Origin of the sequence: Mycobacterium sp. E735, from assembly GCF_001666955.1 — a bacterium.
Taxonomy (GTDB): Bacteria; Actinomycetota; Actinomycetes; order Mycobacteriales; family Mycobacteriaceae; genus Mycobacterium.
Genome location: NZ_LZIX01000203.1, coordinates 1 through 16,147 on the forward strand (window position 1 = coordinate 1; position 16,147 = coordinate 16,147).

General features: G+C 69.7%; 14 protein-coding genes, 1 tRNA gene and 2 pseudogenes. 12 read left to right on the top strand and 5 right to left on the bottom strand.

The genetic code is table 11. The features are described 5' to 3' along the window. Positions 1-75, bottom strand: a pseudogene (locus A5704_RS29815) (SelB C-terminal domain-containing protein); the annotation flags it as partial. Here A5704_RS29815 and A5704_RS28865 point away from each other — a divergent pair. Both A5704_RS28865 and A5704_RS16235 read left to right on the top strand, forming a co-directional pair. Then, positions 74-694: pseudogene (locus A5704_RS28865) on the top strand (hypothetical protein); the annotation flags it as partial. The pseudogenes A5704_RS29815 and A5704_RS28865 overlap by 2 nt on opposite strands. 119 nt (positions 695-813) lie before the next feature. Next, positions 814-1,278 (top strand): GatB/YqeY domain-containing protein, encoded by a 465-nt coding sequence (locus tag A5704_RS16235; RefSeq protein WP_067780984.1) that lies wholly within the window; start codon positions 814-816, stop codon positions 1,276-1,278. On the opposite strand, the gene A5704_RS16240 is transcribed toward A5704_RS16235, so the two are convergent. The 3 genes from A5704_RS16240 to A5704_RS16250 all read right to left on the bottom strand — a co-directional run bounded on the left by A5704_RS16240 (position 1,262) and on the right by A5704_RS16250 (position 4,352). Continuing rightward, positions 1,262-2,971 carry a selenocysteine-specific translation elongation factor gene (locus A5704_RS16240; protein WP_067780979.1) on the bottom strand — a complete coding sequence of 570 codons (1,710 nt, stop codon included), beginning with the start codon at positions 2,969-2,971 and terminating at the stop codon, positions 1,262-1,264. The two genes, A5704_RS16235 and A5704_RS16240, sit on opposite strands and share 17 nt — an antisense overlap. Next, the gene (selA, locus tag A5704_RS16245) at positions 2,959-4,239 is read right to left on the bottom strand and encodes an L-seryl-tRNA(Sec) selenium transferase (protein WP_067754225.1); all 1,281 of its coding nucleotides are present in this window, start codon (positions 4,237-4,239) and stop codon (positions 2,959-2,961) included. The genes A5704_RS16240 and selA overlap by 13 nt, the downstream gene beginning before the upstream one ends. 18 nt (positions 4,240-4,257) lie before the next feature. Continuing rightward, positions 4,258-4,352 (bottom strand) — tRNA-Sec (locus tag A5704_RS16250). Between the two features lie 27 nt (positions 4,353-4,379). On the opposite strand from A5704_RS16250, the gene selD reads away from it, so the two are divergent. The 10 genes from selD (at position 4,380) to A5704_RS27765 (ending at position 15,738) form a co-directional block, all read left to right on the top strand. Then, complete coding sequence (gene selD, locus A5704_RS16255) at positions 4,380-5,372, top strand: selenide, water dikinase SelD (protein WP_067754229.1); 993 nt, start codon at positions 4,380-4,382, stop codon at positions 5,370-5,372. Positions 5,373-5,411: 39 nt separating this feature from the next. After that, a complete protein-coding gene (gene fdh / locus A5704_RS16265) occupies positions 5,412-8,729 on the top strand; it encodes a formate dehydrogenase (RefSeq protein WP_231969140.1) in 3,318 nt (1,105 codons plus the stop codon). Then, complete coding sequence (locus tag A5704_RS16270; protein ID WP_067782446.1) at positions 8,692-9,654, top strand: 4Fe-4S dicluster domain-containing protein; 963 nt, start codon at positions 8,692-8,694, stop codon at positions 9,652-9,654. Before fdh ends, A5704_RS16270 begins: the two co-directional genes overlap by 38 nt. A gap of 7 nt (positions 9,655-9,661) precedes the next feature. Continuing rightward, positions 9,662-10,747 (top strand): NrfD/PsrC family molybdoenzyme membrane anchor subunit, encoded by a 1,086-nt coding sequence (gene nrfD / locus A5704_RS16275; RefSeq protein WP_067754240.1) that lies wholly within the window; start codon positions 9,662-9,664, stop codon positions 10,745-10,747. 107 nt (positions 10,748-10,854) lie between these two features. After that, positions 10,855-11,841 (top strand): LLM class F420-dependent oxidoreductase, encoded by a 987-nt coding sequence (locus A5704_RS16280; RefSeq protein ID WP_067783329.1) that lies wholly within the window; start codon positions 10,855-10,857, stop codon positions 11,839-11,841. Positions 11,842-12,021: 180 nt separating this feature from the next. Beyond that, complete coding sequence (locus A5704_RS16285) at positions 12,022-12,951, top strand: SRPBCC family protein (protein WP_067889886.1); 930 nt, start codon at positions 12,022-12,024, stop codon at positions 12,949-12,951. Then, positions 12,948-14,120: a zinc-dependent alcohol dehydrogenase gene (locus tag A5704_RS16290; protein WP_067783334.1), complete on the top strand. Its 1,173-nt coding sequence runs from the start codon at positions 12,948-12,950 to the stop codon at positions 14,118-14,120. Before A5704_RS16285 ends, A5704_RS16290 begins: the two co-directional genes overlap by 4 nt. Positions 14,121-14,149: 29 nt before the next feature. Then, complete coding sequence (locus tag A5704_RS16295; RefSeq protein WP_067754250.1) at positions 14,150-14,704, top strand: type 1 glutamine amidotransferase domain-containing protein; 555 nt, start codon at positions 14,150-14,152, stop codon at positions 14,702-14,704. Between the two features lie 99 nt (positions 14,705-14,803). Continuing rightward, complete coding sequence (locus A5704_RS16300) at positions 14,804-15,493, top strand: HemK2/MTQ2 family protein methyltransferase (RefSeq protein ID WP_067754253.1); 690 nt, start codon at positions 14,804-14,806, stop codon at positions 15,491-15,493. After that, entirely contained in the window at positions 15,490-15,738 is a 249-nt protein-coding gene (locus tag A5704_RS27765) for a CDGSH iron-sulfur domain-containing protein (protein WP_082950333.1), read from the top strand. The genes A5704_RS16300 and A5704_RS27765 overlap by 4 nt, the downstream gene beginning before the upstream one ends. On the opposite strand, the gene A5704_RS16305 is transcribed toward A5704_RS27765, so the two are convergent. Next, positions 15,686-16,147 (bottom strand): iron-containing redox enzyme family protein (locus A5704_RS16305; RefSeq protein ID WP_197508497.1); only part of this gene is annotated, 462 nt, incomplete at its 5' end. The two genes, A5704_RS27765 and A5704_RS16305, sit on opposite strands and share 53 nt — an antisense overlap.

Genomic DNA, 16,147 nt, shown 5'->3' on the forward strand with positions numbered 1-16,147 from the left:
GAGCTGCTCCAGCAGCGGGACCGCCACCCGCCGGGTGGTGCCCAGCGCGCGGCGCGCGTCGCTGACGGTGAACGGCTACGGCCCGCCGCCGGGATACGGCCCGCCGCCCGGGTACGGCCCGCCGCCCGGGTACGGCCCGCCGCCCGGGTACGGCCCGCCGCCCGGGTACGGCCCGCCGGCGTGGCAATCCGGCCCCCGTGTTCCGGCAGCGGTCAAACCCGGCATCATCCCGTTGCGGCCACTCACCCTGGGTGACATCTTCAACGGCGCGGTCGGTTACGTCCGCGCCAATCCGAAGGCCACGCTGGGGCTGACGACCGTCGTGGTGGTGGTCATTCAGATCGTGACGAAACTCGCCGTGTACGGGCCGCTGGCGGCCTACGGCAGGTTGAGCACCGACCACGCGAAGGAACTGACCACCGGGGTCATCGGCGCCTGGTTGACGTCGATGAGCGCCGGCGTCCTGGTCGCCTGGCTAGGCGGCATGCTGTTGTCCGGGATGCTCACGGTCATCGTCGGGCGGGCGGTGTTCGGCTCGCCGATCACCATCGGCGAGACGTGGGCCAGGATCCGTGGGCGCCTGCTGCCCCTGTTCGGTCTGGCCCTGCTGGAGGGGGCCGCCCTGGCGGTCGTCGCCGGGCTGGTGATCGTGGTCATCGCGGTGCTGGCGGCCATCGGCAACGCCGCGGCGGCGCGGTCACCGTGTTCCGCGTTGTTTGCGGGCGGGCCCGTCGTTCGTCATGGGCTCCATCCTGTCGGTGGTCCGGGCATTTCTCAATCATGGCCAGGCGGTCGGCGCGTAGCGTCTCTGGCATGGCCGAACTCAAATCCAGGCTGCGCGCCGACCTGACCGACGCGATGAAGAGCAAGGACAAGCTGCGCACGGCGACCCTGCGCCTACTGCTCGCCGCGATCCAAACCGAGGAAGTCTCCGGCAAACAGGCCAGGGACCTCTCCGACGACGAGGTGATCAAGGTGCTGGCACGGGAATCCCGCAAGCGGGCCGAATCGGCGGAGATCTACACGCAGAACGGCCGCGGGGAGCTCGCCGCCAACGAGCACGCCGAGGCGCGGATCATCGACGAATATCTGCCGACGCCGCTCACCGAGGCCGAACTGGCCGACGTCGCCGACACGGCGATCGCCCAGGTCGCCGAGGACATCGGCGAGCGCCCGAGCATGAAGCAGATGGGCCTGGTGATGAAGGCGGCCACCGCGATCGCGGCCGGCAAGGCCGACGGAGCCCGATTGTCGGCGGCGGTCAAGGAGCGGCTGTAGCCAGCACCACCCGGGTGCCGTCCGGGGCCCGCCTGGTCACGCGGCGGGCGTCGAGCTGCTCCAGCAGCGGGACCGCCACCCGCCGGGTGGTGCCCAGCGCGCGGCGCGCGTCGCTGACGGTGAACGGCTGCGGCAGCCCGGCGAGGATGCCCGTCGCCCGCTCCAGCGCGCCGGCCCCCAGCACGACGCCGTCGGCGATCCGGGCCAGCCGCCCGGCGCGCACCGCCGCGGCCAGTTCCCGGGGCCCGAGCTTGAGCTCGGCCAGTTCGTCGGCGTCCGGTGCCCGAAAGGGCTCGGCGGCCAGCCACTCCTCGACGGTCCGAACGGCCTTGTCCACGCGGGCCGGCAGGCCCGCACCCGGCGAACGAACCACCCCGTCGGCCACCTGCAGTCCGGTGCCCTCAAGCAGCGTCGGCAACAGTTCGGCCGCGGGCACCCCGGCCTGCTGCCGCAGCGTCTCCAGCGGCATCCCCGCCGCGACGTCGTGGTCGTCCGCCCAGAGCCGAACCGCCGCGGTCGCACGCTCGCGCCGCCCGGCCCACCACTCGGGATCCACCACCCAGTCGCCCACCCGCTGACCGACCGGCGGCAGGCCCATCGCCCGAAGTTCGGTCGCCCGCGCGCAGGCGGGCGGGCGAGCCCGGCCGGTCGCCAGCTCCGCCGCCCGCTCCCGCGCGGCGCCCCGACGACGCAGCGCAGGCGGCCGGACGTCGAGCACTTCGATCCCCGCCGCGATCCGGTGTTCGCCCGCGTCGCGCAACAGCCCGACATCCCCCACGCGCAGCGCCAGGGGCCTCGCCAGCCGCAGCCGGGCCGAGCCCGCCCCCAGCGGACGAACCTGCACCGGCACGGCCGCGGACCCCACGTGCAGCACCAGCTGCCGGTGCAGCGCCCCCGCCGACCGCAACCCGACGTCAATCTCCGTCGCATCGAGCCATACGCCCGGCGTCCGGACGGTGTCGCCGCGACCGATGTGCTGGCGGTCGACTCCGCGCAGGTTCAGCGCGACGCGCGCCACCGGCCCGACCGCCGCCTGGTCGCGGCCCAGCGATTGCACCCCGCGAACCGTCACCCGCTCACCGGCGTGCTCCAGCTCGTCGCCGACCCGTACCGTGCCGGCGGCCAGGGTGCCGGTCACGACGGTGCCCGCGCCCCGGACGGTGAAGCTCCGGTCCACCCACAGCCGCACGTCGGCGTCCGGGTCCGGGACCGGCAGCCGGTCGGTGAGCGCCAGCAGCTCCGCGCGAACCCGCTCCAGGTCGGTGCCGAGCGCGACGGGAGCGTCGGCAAGCGAGGTGGCGGAGAGTTTCTCGCGCGCCTGCTCGATGGCCCGGCCGGGGTCGGCGAGGTCGGCCTTGGTGATCACCAGCAGCCCGTGGCGGACCCCGAGGGCGTGCAGCGCGGCGAGGTGCTCGTCGGACTGTGGCATCCAGCCCTCGGTGGCGGCGACGACGAACACGACCGCCGGCACCGCGCCGACGCCGGCGAGCATGTTCGCCACGAACCGTTCGTGCCCGGGCACGTCGACGAACGCCAGCTGCCGGCCGCCGATCTCGGTCCACGCGAAGCCGAGGTCGATGGTCAGGCCGCGACGCCGCTCCTCGGCCAGCCGGTCCGGCCACATGCCGGTGAGCCGGTGCAGCAGGGTCGACTTGCCGTGGTCGACGTGCCCGGCGGTGGCTAGGACGAACATGCCCGCACCGCCGCGGCCAGCAGCGCGTCGTCCTCGGGCGCAACCGTGCGCAGGTCGAGCAGGCAGCGGCCCGCCTCCAGCCGCCCGACGACGGGTGGGCTGGCGGCGCGCAGGGCGGCGGCGTACGACTCGGGCAGGCTCACGGCGGCGCTGGGCAGCCGCACGTCCGGGGCCCCGCCGCCGCCGACGGCCGCGACGCAATCCACCGCCTCGGCGCCCGGCAGCGCGGCGGCCAAAGTCGCGGCGCGGGCCCGCAATCCGCTCAGGTCGGCGACCAACGCCTCGGCCACCGGCGGGGGCGGGCCGGTCAGGGTGGCTTCCAGCGCGGCGAGGGTGAGTTTGTCGACGCGCAGCGCGCGTGCCGCCGGGTGGCGGCGCAGCCGCTCGATGAGCTCGGCGTCGCCCAGCAGCAGGCCGGCCTGCGGGCCGCCGAGGAGTTTGTCGCCGCTCGCGGTGACCAGGTCGGCGCCGTCGCGCAGCGTCGACGTGGCGTCGGGCTCGTCGGGCAGGACGGGGTGTGGGGACAGCAGCCCGGAGCCGATGTCGACCACCAGGGGCACACCCAGCTTCGCCAACTCCGCGACGGACACCGCCGAGGTGAACCCGGTGACGTGGAAGTTGGACGGGTGCACCTTCAGGACGAAGCCGGTCTGCGGCCCGATCGCCTCCGCGTAATCGCGCAGGCTGGTGCGGTTGGTGGTGCCGACCTCGCGCAGCCGCGATCCGGCGCTGGCCAGTAGCTCGGGGATGCGGAACCCGTCGCCGATCTCGACCAGCTCGCCGCGGCTGAGCACGATCTCCTTGCCGGGCGCCAGCGTCAAGGCCGTCAGCAGCAGCGCGGCGGCATTGTTGTTCACTACGTGCACGCCGCCGGCGGTGGGCACCGCCCGCGCCAGCGCGGCCAGGGCGGCCCGCCCCCGACGGCCGCGGCGGCCGGTGGCCAGGTCCAGCTCGACGTCCGTGGTCCCGGCCGCGGCGACCACCGCGTCGACGGCGGCCCGCGACAGCGGCGCCCGGCCCAGATTCGTGTGCACCACCACTCCGGTGGCATTGATGACGGGCCGCAGGCTCGACGCGGTGCTGGGAAGTGCCGCGATGGCGTGCTCGGCGACGCGCTCGGGCTCGATCTCCCCGGCGCGCGCCCGCCGCTGCGCCTCGGCGATCACGGACTTGACCAGGGCGCGGCCCAACACCCGCTGCGCTTCGGCCAGGCGCGGATCGGCCAGCAGTGTGTCGGTGCCCGGCACCCGCCGGCGCGGGTCGCTCATGCCTGGCTCGGAGAAGTATGGCGGAGGCGGACGGGAATCGAACCCGCCAGCGGCAGCGTCTGCCGTTCGACGGTTTTGAAGACCGCGCCGGTCACCAGACCGGACACGCCTCCTCGGACCATAGGGACAAGTATGGACGCGTGACTTATCGACTGACCCAGTACGCCCACGGTGGCGGGTGTGCCTGCAAGATCCCGCCCGGTGAGCTGGAGGACATCGTGCGCGGGCTGGGGGTGAGCGCGCCGCGCGATCCGGTCGGTGAGTTGCTGGTGGGTCTGGACCACGGCGACGACGCCGCGGCGGTGCGCATCGAGCGCGACACGGCCCTGATCGCGACGACCGACTTCTTCACGCCGGTGGTGGACGACGCCTACGACTGGGGACGCATCGCCGCCACCAACGCGCTGTCGGACGTCTACGCGATGGGCGGGCGTCCGGTGGTGGCGGTCAACCTGCTGGGCTGGCCGCGCGACGTGCTGCCGTTCGAGCTGGCGGCCGAGACGCTGCGCGGCGGGTTGGACGTCTGCGGCCTGGCCGGCTGCCACCTCGCCGGCGGGCACAGCGTCGACGACCCGGAGCCGAAGTACGGCCTGGCCGTCACCGGGATCGCGGACCCGAAGCGGTTGCTGCGCAACGATTCCGGCAAGCCCGGCACGCCGCTGTCACTGACCAAGCCGCTCGGCGTCGGGGTGCTCAACAGCAGGCACAAGGCCACCGGCGAACGCTTCGAGCAAGCGATCGAGGTGATGACCACGCTGAACGCCGACGCATCCGCGGCGGCGCTGGCGGCCGGCATCGAATGCGCCACGGACATCACGGGTTTCGGGTTGCTCGGACACCTGCACAAGCTGGCGCGGGCGAGCGGGGTGACGGCCATCGTCGATTCCGCGGCGGTGCCCTATCTGGACGGGGCGCGGGAGGCCCTGGCGGCGGGGTACGTCAGCGGCGGCACGCGACGCAACCTCGACTGGGTGGCCCCGCACGTCGACTTGTCCGGGGTCGGCGAGGAGGACGCCCTGCTGCTGGCCGACGCCCAGACGTCGGGCGGGCTGCTGATCGCCGGTGAGATTCCGGGCGCGACCGTGATCGGTGAGCTGGTGCCCCGCGGCGAGCACACGATCGTGGTTCGTTGAGCCGGCGGGGTTTCATGCGCGCGCACTAGGGTAGAGGCCATGGCTATGCGCAAGCTTTTCCTGGAGTGGCCCGTCGTGCGTCAGCTGCGGTCGGGGGACAAGCTCGGCCGCGGGTCGGCGGTCACCTCGAAACGGACCCGCGCCGTCACGCCGCGCACGACGACGGCCGACCGGGTGGTGCAAAGCATCTGTCCGTACTGCGCGGTCGGCTGCGGGCAGCGGGTGTATGTCAAGGACGAGCGGGTGGTGCAGATCGAGGGCGACCCGGATTCGCCGATCTCGCGAGGCCGCCTGTGCCCCAAAGGCGCTGCCAGCGAGCAGCTGGTGAACTCGCCGGGCCGGCAGCTGCACGTGCTCTACCGCGCGCCGCGGGCGACCGAATGGCGGCCGCTGGACCTAGACACCGCCATCGACATGGTGGCCGACCGCTTCGTCGAGGCCCGCCGCCACGCCTGGCAGGACATCGACAAGAAAGGCCATCCGCTGCGGCGCACCATGAAAATCGCCGCACTTGGCGGCGCGACACTGGACAACGAAGAGAACTACCTCATCAAAAAGCTCTTCACCGCCGCCGGTGCCATTCAGATCGAGAACCAAGCTCGTATTTGACACAGCTCCACGGTTCCCGGTCTGGGGACCTCCTTCGGGCGCGGTGGCGCCACCCAAACACTGCAAGACATGGCCAACGCCGACTGCATCGTCATCCAGGGCTCCAACATGGCCGAGTGTCATCCCGTCGGGTTCCAATGGGTCGAGGAGGCGAAAGCGCGCGGCGCCAAAGTGATTCACGTCGACCCGCGCTTCACCCGGACGTCGGCGGTCTCCGACAAGCACATTCCGATCCGGGCCGGCTCGGACGTGGTGCTGCTCGGCGCACTGATCAACCACGTCATATCTCGCGATCTGTGGTTCAAAGACTACGTCGTCGCGTACACCAACGCGGCCACCCTGATCAACGAAAATTACCGGGACACAGAGGATTTGAACGGCCTATTCTCCGGCTACGATCCGGAGACGGGGCAGTACGACACATCGACCTGGGCCTACGCCGGTCAAGAAGAGGACGAACGCCATCAAGAGCACGGCGCCAGCGCGTCCGCTCGCGCTGCCGGCGATGCGCACGGTAGCGGCGGCCCACCCCTGCCGCACGCTCGCGTGCAGCGCGACGAGACCCTGCAGCACCCCCGCACGGTGTTTCAGATCGTCAAGCGACATTACGCGCGCTACACGCCGGAGATGGTGCGTGACGTGTGCGGCATCAGCACTGAGGACTTCGACTACCTGGCTCGCTCCATCGTCGAAAACTCCGGGCGCGAGCGCACCACCTGCTTCGCGTACGCCGTCGGCTGGACCCAGCACACGCTCGGCGCCCAGTTCATCCGCACCGCGACAATCCTGCAGCTGCTGCTCGGTAACGTCGGTCGCCCGGGGGGCGGCATCATGGCGCTGCGCGGGCACGCCACGATCCAAGGGTCGACCGACATTCCGACGTTGTTCAACCTGCTGCCCGGCTACCTCTCGATGCCCAAGGCCGGTGTGCACGACACCTTCCGGGACTACATCGAAGCTGTCGGACCGAAGAACCAGAAAGGTTTCTGGGCCGACGCGGACACCTACATCGTCAGCCTGCTCAAGGCGTGGTGGGGTGACGCCGCCCGCGCCGACAACGACTGGGCCTACGACTACCTGCCGCGGCTCTCCGGCCCGCATGGCACCTACCAAACGGTCATGTCGATGCTCGACGACGAGGTCGACGGCTACTTCCTGCTCGGCCAGAATCCGGCCGTCGGATCCGCGCACGGCCGCCTCCAGCGCATGGGCATGTCGCACCTGAAGTGGTTGGTGGTCCGCGATCTCAACATGATCGAGTCGGCCACATTCTGGAAGGACGGTCCGGAGATCGCCTCGGGCGAGCTGAAGACCGAGGACATCGAGACCGAGGTGTTCTTCTTCCCCGCGGCTACGCACGTCGAGAAGGCCGGCTCGTTCACCCAGACCCAACGCCTGGTGCAGTGGCGGCACAAGGCGGTCGAGCCGCCCGGCGACTGCCAGAGCGAGTTGCAGTTCTTCGTCGAGCTGGGCAAGCGAATCCGCCAGCGGCTGGCCGGCTCCACGGACGCGCGCGACCGCCCCCTGCTGGATCTGACCTGGGACTATCCCACCGACGAGCACGGCGAGCCCGACCCCACCGCGGTGCTGGCCGAGATCAGCGGCTGTTACCTGAGCGGCCCCAAGGCCGGCCAGCCCGTGCCGGGGTATACCGAACTGGGTGCCGACGGATCGACGTCGTGCGGATGCTGGATCTATTCGGGCGTGTACGCCGAGGGGGTCAACCAGGCCGCCCGCCGAGCGCCGCTGGGTGGTCCGAGCCCGAGCCAGTCGGAGTGGGGGTGGGCCTGGCCGGCCGACCGCCGCATCCTCTACAACCGGGCCTCGGCCGACCCCGACGGTAAACCGTGGAGCGAGCGCAAGCGCTACATCTGGTGGGACCAGGAAAAGCAGCGGTGGGTAGGCAACGACGTGCCCGACTTCGTGGCGGACCGGCCACCGGGCAGCCGGCCCGATCCCGACGTCGGCGGGCCCGACGCGCTCGCCGGGGATGACCCGTTCATCATGCAGGCCGACGGCAAGGCGTGGCTGTTCGCGCCGAAGGGAATGGTGGACGGGCCGCTGCCCACGCACTACGAACCGCAGGAGTCGCCCGTTACCAACGCGCTCTACCCCCAGCAGCGCAACCCGTCGCGAATCACGTTCCCGCGCAAGGAAAATCTGAGCGCACCGAGCGACGGGGAGCCCGGATCCGATGTGTATCCTTACGTGTTCACTACCTACCGGCTCACCGAGCATCACACCGCGGGCGGGATGAGCCGGTGGCTGCCCTATCTGTCGGAGCTGCAACCGGAGATGTTCTGCGAGGTCTCGCCGGAGTTGGCGGCCGAACGTGGCTTGGAGCCGTACGGGTGGGCCACCATCATCTCGCCCCGGGCGGCGATCGAGGCTCGGGTGCTGGTCACCAAACGCGTTGCCCCGCTGGTAATCAACGGCCACACAGTGCACCAGATCGGGCTCCCGTATCACTGGGGCGTCGGTGGCGACGCCGTGGTGAGCGGGGACGCGGCCAACGACCTGCTCGGAGTGACGCTCGACCCGAACGTGCAGATTCAGGAGTCCAAAGCCGGTTCGTGTGACATCCGGCCCGGGCGGCGGCCGCGCGGCGAGGACTTGCTGCGCCTGGTTGCCGACTATCAGTCGCGTTCGGGGGCCACCACCGAGACCGGCAACGTGCGGATCAGCGACGGCGTCTGGGAAGGAGGAGCCGATGGGTCAGCTGAGCGGACCGACCGACCCGACGAGTAACGCCGGCTGGGCGGAACCCAGACCGCGCAAGGGATTCTTCACCGACACCTCGATCTGCATCGGCTGCAAGGCCTGCGAGGTCGCGTGCAAGGAGTGGAACCGTAACCCGCGCGACGGCGACCTGGAGCTGCTGGGGTCGTCCTATGACAACACCGGAGCGCTGGGCGCCAGCACCTGGCGGCACGTGGCGTTCATCGAGCAGGGCCGCGATCGGATCGAGGAGGCGCGCGAATCCGGCCGCGCCCTAACAGATTTGGGTATGCCCGCCGTCCCCGGGCCTCCGGACACCAGCCCACCGGATACCCCGGAATTCCGCTGGCTGATGTCGTCGGACGTGTGCAAGCACTGCACGCACGCCGGCTGCCTGGACGTGTGCCCGACCGGCGCGTTGTTCCGCACCGAATTCGGCACCGTCGTCGTGCAGGACGACGTCTGCAACGGGTGCGGCACCTGCGTGGCCGGATGCCCGTTCGGCGTGGTGGAGCGTCGCAGCGACGGCACGTATGCGACGCCCGCGACCAGGCCCGATCGTCCCGCCGAGAAGTTCGTCACCGGGGTCGCCCAGAAGTGCACGCTGTGTTACGACCGCCTGGTCGAAGACCAGATCCCCGCCTGCGCCCAGACCTGCCCCACCACGTCGATCAAGTTCGGCGACCACGACGATCTGGTGATCGAGGCCCGAGAACGGGTCACGCGGCTGCACGCCCAGGGCCAGACCGAGGCGCGCCTCTACGGCGCCAACGAGCACGACGGAGTGGGTGGCACCGGCTCGATCTTCCTGTTGCTCGACGAGCCGGAGGTCTACGGCCTGCCGCCCGACCCGCGCGTGTGCACGGCCGACCTGCCGCAGATGTTCAAGAGGGCGTGCGTCGCCGCCGCGGGGATGTTCGCCGCCGCAGCGCTCGCCTTCTGGAAGGACCGGTGAAAAACCCATGAGCACTTCGGAATTCGACAGCCTGCGGCCCCCGGAACCCGCGGGCGGCAAGCGCCGCAAGGGCAGGCGGGTGGGCCGCCGGGGCGGTGGCGACGGCTCGCGCGAGATGCCGATGGTCCCCGAGGTCGAATTCAGTTCGTACTACGGGCGTCCGGTGGTCAAGCCCGCGCCGTGGGGGCACGAAGTCGCCGCCTACCTGTTCCTGGGCGGGGTCGCGGGAGGTTCGGGCCTGCTCGCGGCAGGCGCCCAGCTCACCGGCCGGGACACGTTGCGCCGCAACACAAGGCTGTCCGCCCTGATCGCGGTGATGCTGGGCGCGGTCGCGCTGGTGAAGGACCTGGGCCGTCCCGAGCGCTTCGTCAACATGCTGCGCACGGTCAAGCTGACCTCGCCGATGAGCATCGGGTCGTGGATCCTCAGCTTGTTCGGCGCCGGCATCGGTGTCGCCGCCGTTTCCGAGGTCGACCGGATGACCGGCGAGCGAATCCCGTTGGGCCCGTTGCGGCCCGTTCTGCGCGCCGTCGAGGGGCCGGCCGGATTGGAAGCCGCCGTGTTCTCGCCGCCGCTCGCCGTCTACACCGCGGTGCTGCTCACCGACACCGCCACCCCGACGTGGAACGCCGCCTACCGGGACCTGCCGTTCGTGTTCGTCAGCTCGGCGAGCCTGGCCGCGTCGGGATTGGCGATGATCACCACCCCGGTCGCCGAGGCCGGCCCGGCCCGCACGCTGGCCGTCATCGGCGCGATCGGTGACCTGATCTCCGCGCGGTTCACGGAATACCGGATGGACCCGGTGACCAGGGAACCGCTGCACCGCGGCAGGCCCGGCCGGCTGTTGGCCTGGAGCGAACGACTGGCCGCCGCGGGCGGTTTGGGCGCATTGCTTGGCGGCGGACATCGCGGCGTCGCCGCCCTGTCCGGCGTGGCGTTGTTGTCGGCGTCCGCGATGCTGCGGTTCGGTTTCTTCGAGGCGGGCCTGGAGTCGACGCGCGACCCGCGGTACACGATCGAACCGCAGAGGCGCCGGCTGGAGGCGCGTCGGGCGGCCGGCGTCACGGGGGACTCGATCACCACCGCGGGTTAACCGGCGGCCGTGCCCGCGAGCGCGGAGCGGCGTAACGCCAGGGCGGTTACCGGGCCGAATTTCAGCCCCGGCGTTACGCGGGCGAGTGTCTGGGTATCCCCACAGCTATGACGAAATTTGGCTACACTCTGATGACCGAGCAGAGTGGGCCCAAAGACCTTGTACGGCAGGCTGTTTCAGCCGAGGAGCGCGGTTTCGACTTCGAGGTCTGCAGCGACCACTTCACCCCCTGGCTGACCTCGCAAGGGCATGCGCCCAACGCATGGGCGGTGCTGGGCGCGGTGGCGCACGCCACCGAACGGGTGGACCTCTACACCTACGTGACCTGCCCGACGATGCGCTATCACCCGGCCGTGGTCGCCCAGCAGGCCGCCACCGTGCAGATCCTGTCCGACGGCCGGTTCACCCTGGGCCTGGGCAGCGGCGAGAACCTCAACGAGCACATCGTGGGCAGGGGCTGGCCGACCGTCGAGCGCAGGCAGGACATGCTGCGCGAGGCCATCAAGATCATCCGCGAATTGTTCGGCGGCCAGCTGGTGAACTTCAGTGGCGAACACTTCCACGTCGACTCCGCGCGCCTGTGGGACGTGCCCGAGGTCCCGGTCGCCATCGCGGTGGCGTTGTCCGGCGACAAGGGCATCGAGAGATTCGCCAGGCTGGCCGATCACTTCATCGCGGTCGAGCCCGACGGGGAGCTCGTCGACGCCTGGCATGCCGCGCGCCAGGCCGCCAATCTCGCCGGCGGCGGCCGCGTGGTCGGTCAGATCCCGGTGTGCTGGGACCCCGACCGCGACACCGCCATCGAACGCGCTCACGACCAGTTCCGCTGGTTCGCCGGCGGATGGAAGGTCAACGCCGATCTCCCCACGCCGGCCGGTTTTGCCGGCGCGACCCAGTTCGTCCGTCCCGAAGACGTCGCGGAGTCCATTCCCTGCGGGCCGGACCTCGATGCGATCGTCGAGGCCGTCCGGCCCTACTGGGAGGCCGGGTTCACCGACGTGGCCCTCGTCCAGGTCGGCGGCGAATCGCAAGACCTTTTTCTGAAAGAGGCCGCCGAACCTTTGCTTGCCGCGCTGCGTGACGCGGCGAAGTAATCCCACGTTTGGTCGGTATCTGCCCGGGTATCCGGCTCCCATCGTGCGCGCCCGGCCGTATGTGTTTGTGTGCGGCGCGAACACCGGCAAGCAGCGCCGGGTGCCCGTTGACCTGCAAAGCAGCTGTCTTGCAGCAACTTTGCCCGAGATGAGTTCGCCGCAAGGCAGAAAGAGCTGACGATGGGCGATCGATCCGCCAATACCACCTCCGCGTTGGTCAAGGCGCTCGGGTGCGCCAGTTTCGCGCTGGGCTTGAGCGAGTTGGTGGTCCCCGAAAAGGTTGCTGCCCTCGCCGGGGTCGACGACACGGCCCGGTCGCGCCCGGTCATCCGCGCGCTGGGCGCGCGGGAGTGCGGCCATGGGGTGGCGCTGCTGGGCGGTCCCCAAAAGATGGTCTGGACCCGGGTGGTCGGCGACGTGCTGGATATGGCGCTGCTGGTGGCCGGGGTGGCCGCCCGCGGCCCGGGGCGGCGACGGCAGGGCGCCATCTCGGCCGTGGTGCTCGCCGGCATCGGCGGGCTGGACCTCTACACGGCGCTGCGCACGGTCGACGGTGGCGGCCGGCACGTGAATGGATCCCGACACCGCACCTTGCGCGCCGCGGTCACCGTGCGGCGCACGCCCGAGGAGGTGTACCGCTTCTGGCGGGACCTGGAAAACCTGCCCAGCTTCATGCACCACCTGAAGGCGGTCACGCCGACCACCGACGGGCAGTCGCATTGGATAGCCAACGCCCCGGCCGGCCGGTCGGTCCAGTGGGACGCGCAGATCACCGAGGACGACACCAACAAGCGGATCGCCTGGCAGTCGCTGCCCGGCTCGGTGATCGAGAACGGCGGCAGCGTCGAATTCACACCCACCGCCACCGGCGACGGCACCGAAATTCGCGTCAGGATCGGCTACCACATCCCGGGCGGCCTGTTCGGCAAGGCGGCGGCGAGCCTGTTCGGCGAGTCCCCCGAGCAGCAGGTCAACGACGACCTTCGCCGCTTCAAGCAAATCCTCGAGACCGGGCAGGTGCTGCGTTCGGACGGGTCCCCGGAGGGCACTGCGTCGGGCCGCCAGATGCATCAGCAACCGGCGCAACCGAACAAGGGAGCCAGCGTATGAAGGCCACCGTCTGGGCGGGCCGCAACAGCGTCCAAGTGGAGTCGGTCCCCGACCCGACGATTCTGAACGATCGCGACGCCATCGTGCGCATCACCTCGACGGCGATCTGCGGTTCGGACCTGCACCTGTACGACGGCTACATCCCCACCGTGAAGCACGGCGACGTGCTCGGGCACGAATTCATGGGCGAGGTGGTCGAAGTCGGCAAGAGCGTCAACAACCTGGCCGTCGGCGACCGGGTAGTGGTCCCGTTCCCGATCGCGTGCGGGGCGTGCTCCGCCTGCCAACGTAGCCTCTACTCCCTGTGCGAGAACTCCAACCCCAACGCCGGCATCGCCGAGAAATTCATGGGCCACTCGCCGGCGGGGCTGTTCGGCTATTCGCACATGCTGGGCGGTTTCGCCGGCGGCCAAGCCGAATACGCACGGGTGCCCTTCGCCGACGTCGGGCCGCTGAAGGTCGAAGACGACCTGACCGACGAGCAGGTGCTGTTCCTGTCGGACATCCTGCCGACGGGCTACATGGGTGCGGAGATGTGTGACATCACCCCCGGTGACATCGTGGCGGTGTGGGGCGCCGGCCCGGTCGGCCTGTTCGCGATCATGAGCGCGTACCTGCTCGGTGCCTCGAAAGTCATTGTCGTCGATCGGGTTCCGTATCGCCTCGAGCTCGCACAGAAGATCGGCGCCGTACCGGTCAACTTCGCCGAGACGTCGGTGCTCGAGGAATTGCGCGACCTGACCGCCGGTCGGGGACCCGACCACTGCATCGACGCTGCCGGGATGGAAGCGCGCAGCGGATCCACTCCGGTCGATGCCTACGACCGTGTCAAGCAGGCGGCTCGCCTGGAAACCGAACGGCCGCATGCCATCCGGGAAGCGGCGATGAGCTGCCGCAACGGCGGCACCCTTTCGATCATCGGGGTGTACGGCGGCCTCATGGACAAGTTCCCCATCGGGGCGGTGATGAACCGGTCGCTGACCATCAAAACCGGCCAGTGTCACGTCCACCGCTACATGCGCCCGCTGCTGGAGCGTATTCGCAACGGCGACATCGATCCGACCATTGTCGTCAGCCACCATATGACTCTCGACCAGGCTCCCCATGGCTACGAAATCTTCAAGAACAAAGAGGACCGCTGCACCAAAGTGATTCTCAATCCGACGTAATGCATAGTCCGGAATAGAGGGGAATAACCATGGCAAATGAATTGCAAGGGAAGAAGGTCGCGATTCTGGCGGCGGACGGCGTGGAGAAGGTCGAACTCGAACAACCCCGCGCCGCCCTGAAAGAGGCTGGTGCCGAAGTCGAACTTCTTTCGCTGAAGACCGGAGAAATCCAGGCGCGCAACCACGACCTCGAGCCGGCGGGAACCTTCAGCGTTGACCGCGCGGTGTCGGACGCCTCCGCATCCGAATTCGACGGCCTGGTGCTTCCGGGTGGCACGGTGAATCCGGACAAGCTCCGGATGGACAGCTCCGCGGTCTCCTTCGTGCGTGACTTCGTCGCCTCCGGAAAACCTGTCGCCGCAATTTGTCACGGCCCGTGGACCCTGGTGGAAGCCGGTGTGGCGGAGGGCCGGACGCTCACGTCGTACCCGTCCATTCGCACCGACCTGCGCAACGCGGGCGCGAACGTGGTTGACGAGGAGGTCGTCGTCGACGGCAATTTGATCTCGAGTCGCTCACCGTCGGACTTGCCGGCCTTCTGCGCGACCATTGTCAAGCAATTCGCGCATGCGCCCACTGGTTAGCCGAAAATGGCCTTTCCCCAAACCGTTTGAAGGCAACGGTTTGCGGGCATTACACAGGCCAAGCAGTGATCGCCGCGGCGATCCGTCGAAAGGCCAAAGTTGACCACAACGTATCCAGGACCCGCTGTCTCGGCTGCTTCGAACGTGTATCAGCCCCAGGACGATTCCCGATTACTGGTGAATGTGATGCGACAAAGCGCGCTCATTCCGGGGCGGCGCGTTCTGGACCTGTGTACTGGCAGCGGATTCGTCGCGATCGCCGCGGCCGAGATGGGCGGCGCCGACGTGACGGCCTTCGACATCTGCCCACACGCCGTGGGTTGCTCTCGCAACAACGCGGCCGCCGTCGGCGTGAATGTGGATGTGCGCAAGGGCACGTGGAGCGACGCGCTCGACTGCGCGCCGTTCGACGTTGTCGTGTCCAACCCGCCGTACGTGCCGACCCCGCCGAATGGCGACACCGAGTACATCAGCCCCAGCGCAGGCCCATCGTGGGCCTGGAATGCCGGCCCGGATGGCCGGATGGTGTTGGATCCGCTGTGCGAGGCGGCGCCGAAACTGTTGTGCGACGGAGGCTCCCTGCTGCTCGTGCACTCGGCGCTGGCCGGCGTTCAGCAATCCCTGGATTCCCTCAAGTGGGCGGGCATGGATGCGAGAGTCGTTGCGTCCGAGCGGATACCGTTCGGTCCGGTGATGATGGCGCGGGCGGCCTGGCTGGAGAGCGTCGGCCTGATCCCGCGCGGACTCCGGCACGAGGAACTGATCGTGATCCGGGCGGACAAACGATGAGCGCCACCCGGGTACAGGTGGTTGCCGGCGGGCCGGTGCTGGTGTCCGGTCCGGTGCGCATCGAGATGCCGAACGGCGAGGTCGTGGAATCCGACAGGTTCATGGTGGCGATCTGCACCTGTCGGCGCAGCGAGAAGTATCCTCTGTGCGACACCAGCCATCGCCGATGCCGAAACCTGGCGCGCCGGACCGCTAGTCCAGCGACCGCCGCAACGACGTCCGACCCTGCTGCCACGACGCCATAACCGCTTCTGCCAAACGATCTTCGACCGCGGCGTGCGCGCGGATCCCGAACACGATGTCGCGATCGAGCTGCGGCTCCCGGGCGACCAGGTCCCCGACCACGTCGATGCGAACGACGTGCTCGTGGACCGCATCCGCCTCGACGTGCTCGGCATAGAACTCGACGCAAGACGCCGGTGCGCCCATGCGCCGCAGCGCCTGCACCATGCGGCGGGATCCCGGCGGCGAGGTGATCTCCGTGGACGCGAAGTGCCCGATCGCGGCGCCACGCAACTCGCGATGTAGCCCGAACAGTGACATCAGGTTGACCGCCGCCAGCGCTTCGGCGGGGACGGCGTCCACGTAGGCCAGGTACGTGGCGTCCAGGTGCGCCGCCGTCATCAAATCGGCGAAAAGCTGCTGATGCAGCCG

Coding starts and splice junctions, on each gene's coding strand:
- A5704_RS16285 (WP_067889886.1), top strand. CDS start 12,022: ATGGGCGATCGATCCGCCAATACCACCTCCGCGTTGGTCAAGGCGCTC.
- A5704_RS16290 (WP_067783334.1), top strand. CDS start 12,948: ATGAAGGCCACCGTCTGGGCGGGCCGCAACAGCGTCCAAGTGGAGTCG.
- A5704_RS27765 (WP_082950333.1), top strand. CDS start 15,490: ATGAGCGCCACCCGGGTACAGGTGGTTGCCGGCGGGCCGGTGCTGGTG.
- A5704_RS16240 (WP_067780979.1), bottom strand. CDS start 2,971: ATGTTCGTCCTAGCCACCGCCGGGCACGTCGACCACGGCAAGTCGACC.
- nrfD (WP_067754240.1), top strand. CDS start 9,662: ATGAGCACTTCGGAATTCGACAGCCTGCGGCCCCCGGAACCCGCGGGC.
- selA (WP_067754225.1), bottom strand. CDS start 4,239: ATGAGCGACCCGCGCCGGCGGGTGCCGGGCACCGACACACTGCTGGCC.
- A5704_RS16295 (WP_067754250.1), top strand. CDS start 14,150: ATGGCAAATGAATTGCAAGGGAAGAAGGTCGCGATTCTGGCGGCGGAC.
- A5704_RS16280 (WP_067783329.1), top strand. CDS start 10,855: ATGACGAAATTTGGCTACACTCTGATGACCGAGCAGAGTGGGCCCAAA.
- A5704_RS16235 (WP_067780984.1), top strand. CDS start 814: ATGGCCGAACTCAAATCCAGGCTGCGCGCCGACCTGACCGACGCGATG.
- A5704_RS16270 (WP_067782446.1), top strand. CDS start 8,692: ATGGGTCAGCTGAGCGGACCGACCGACCCGACGAGTAACGCCGGCTGG.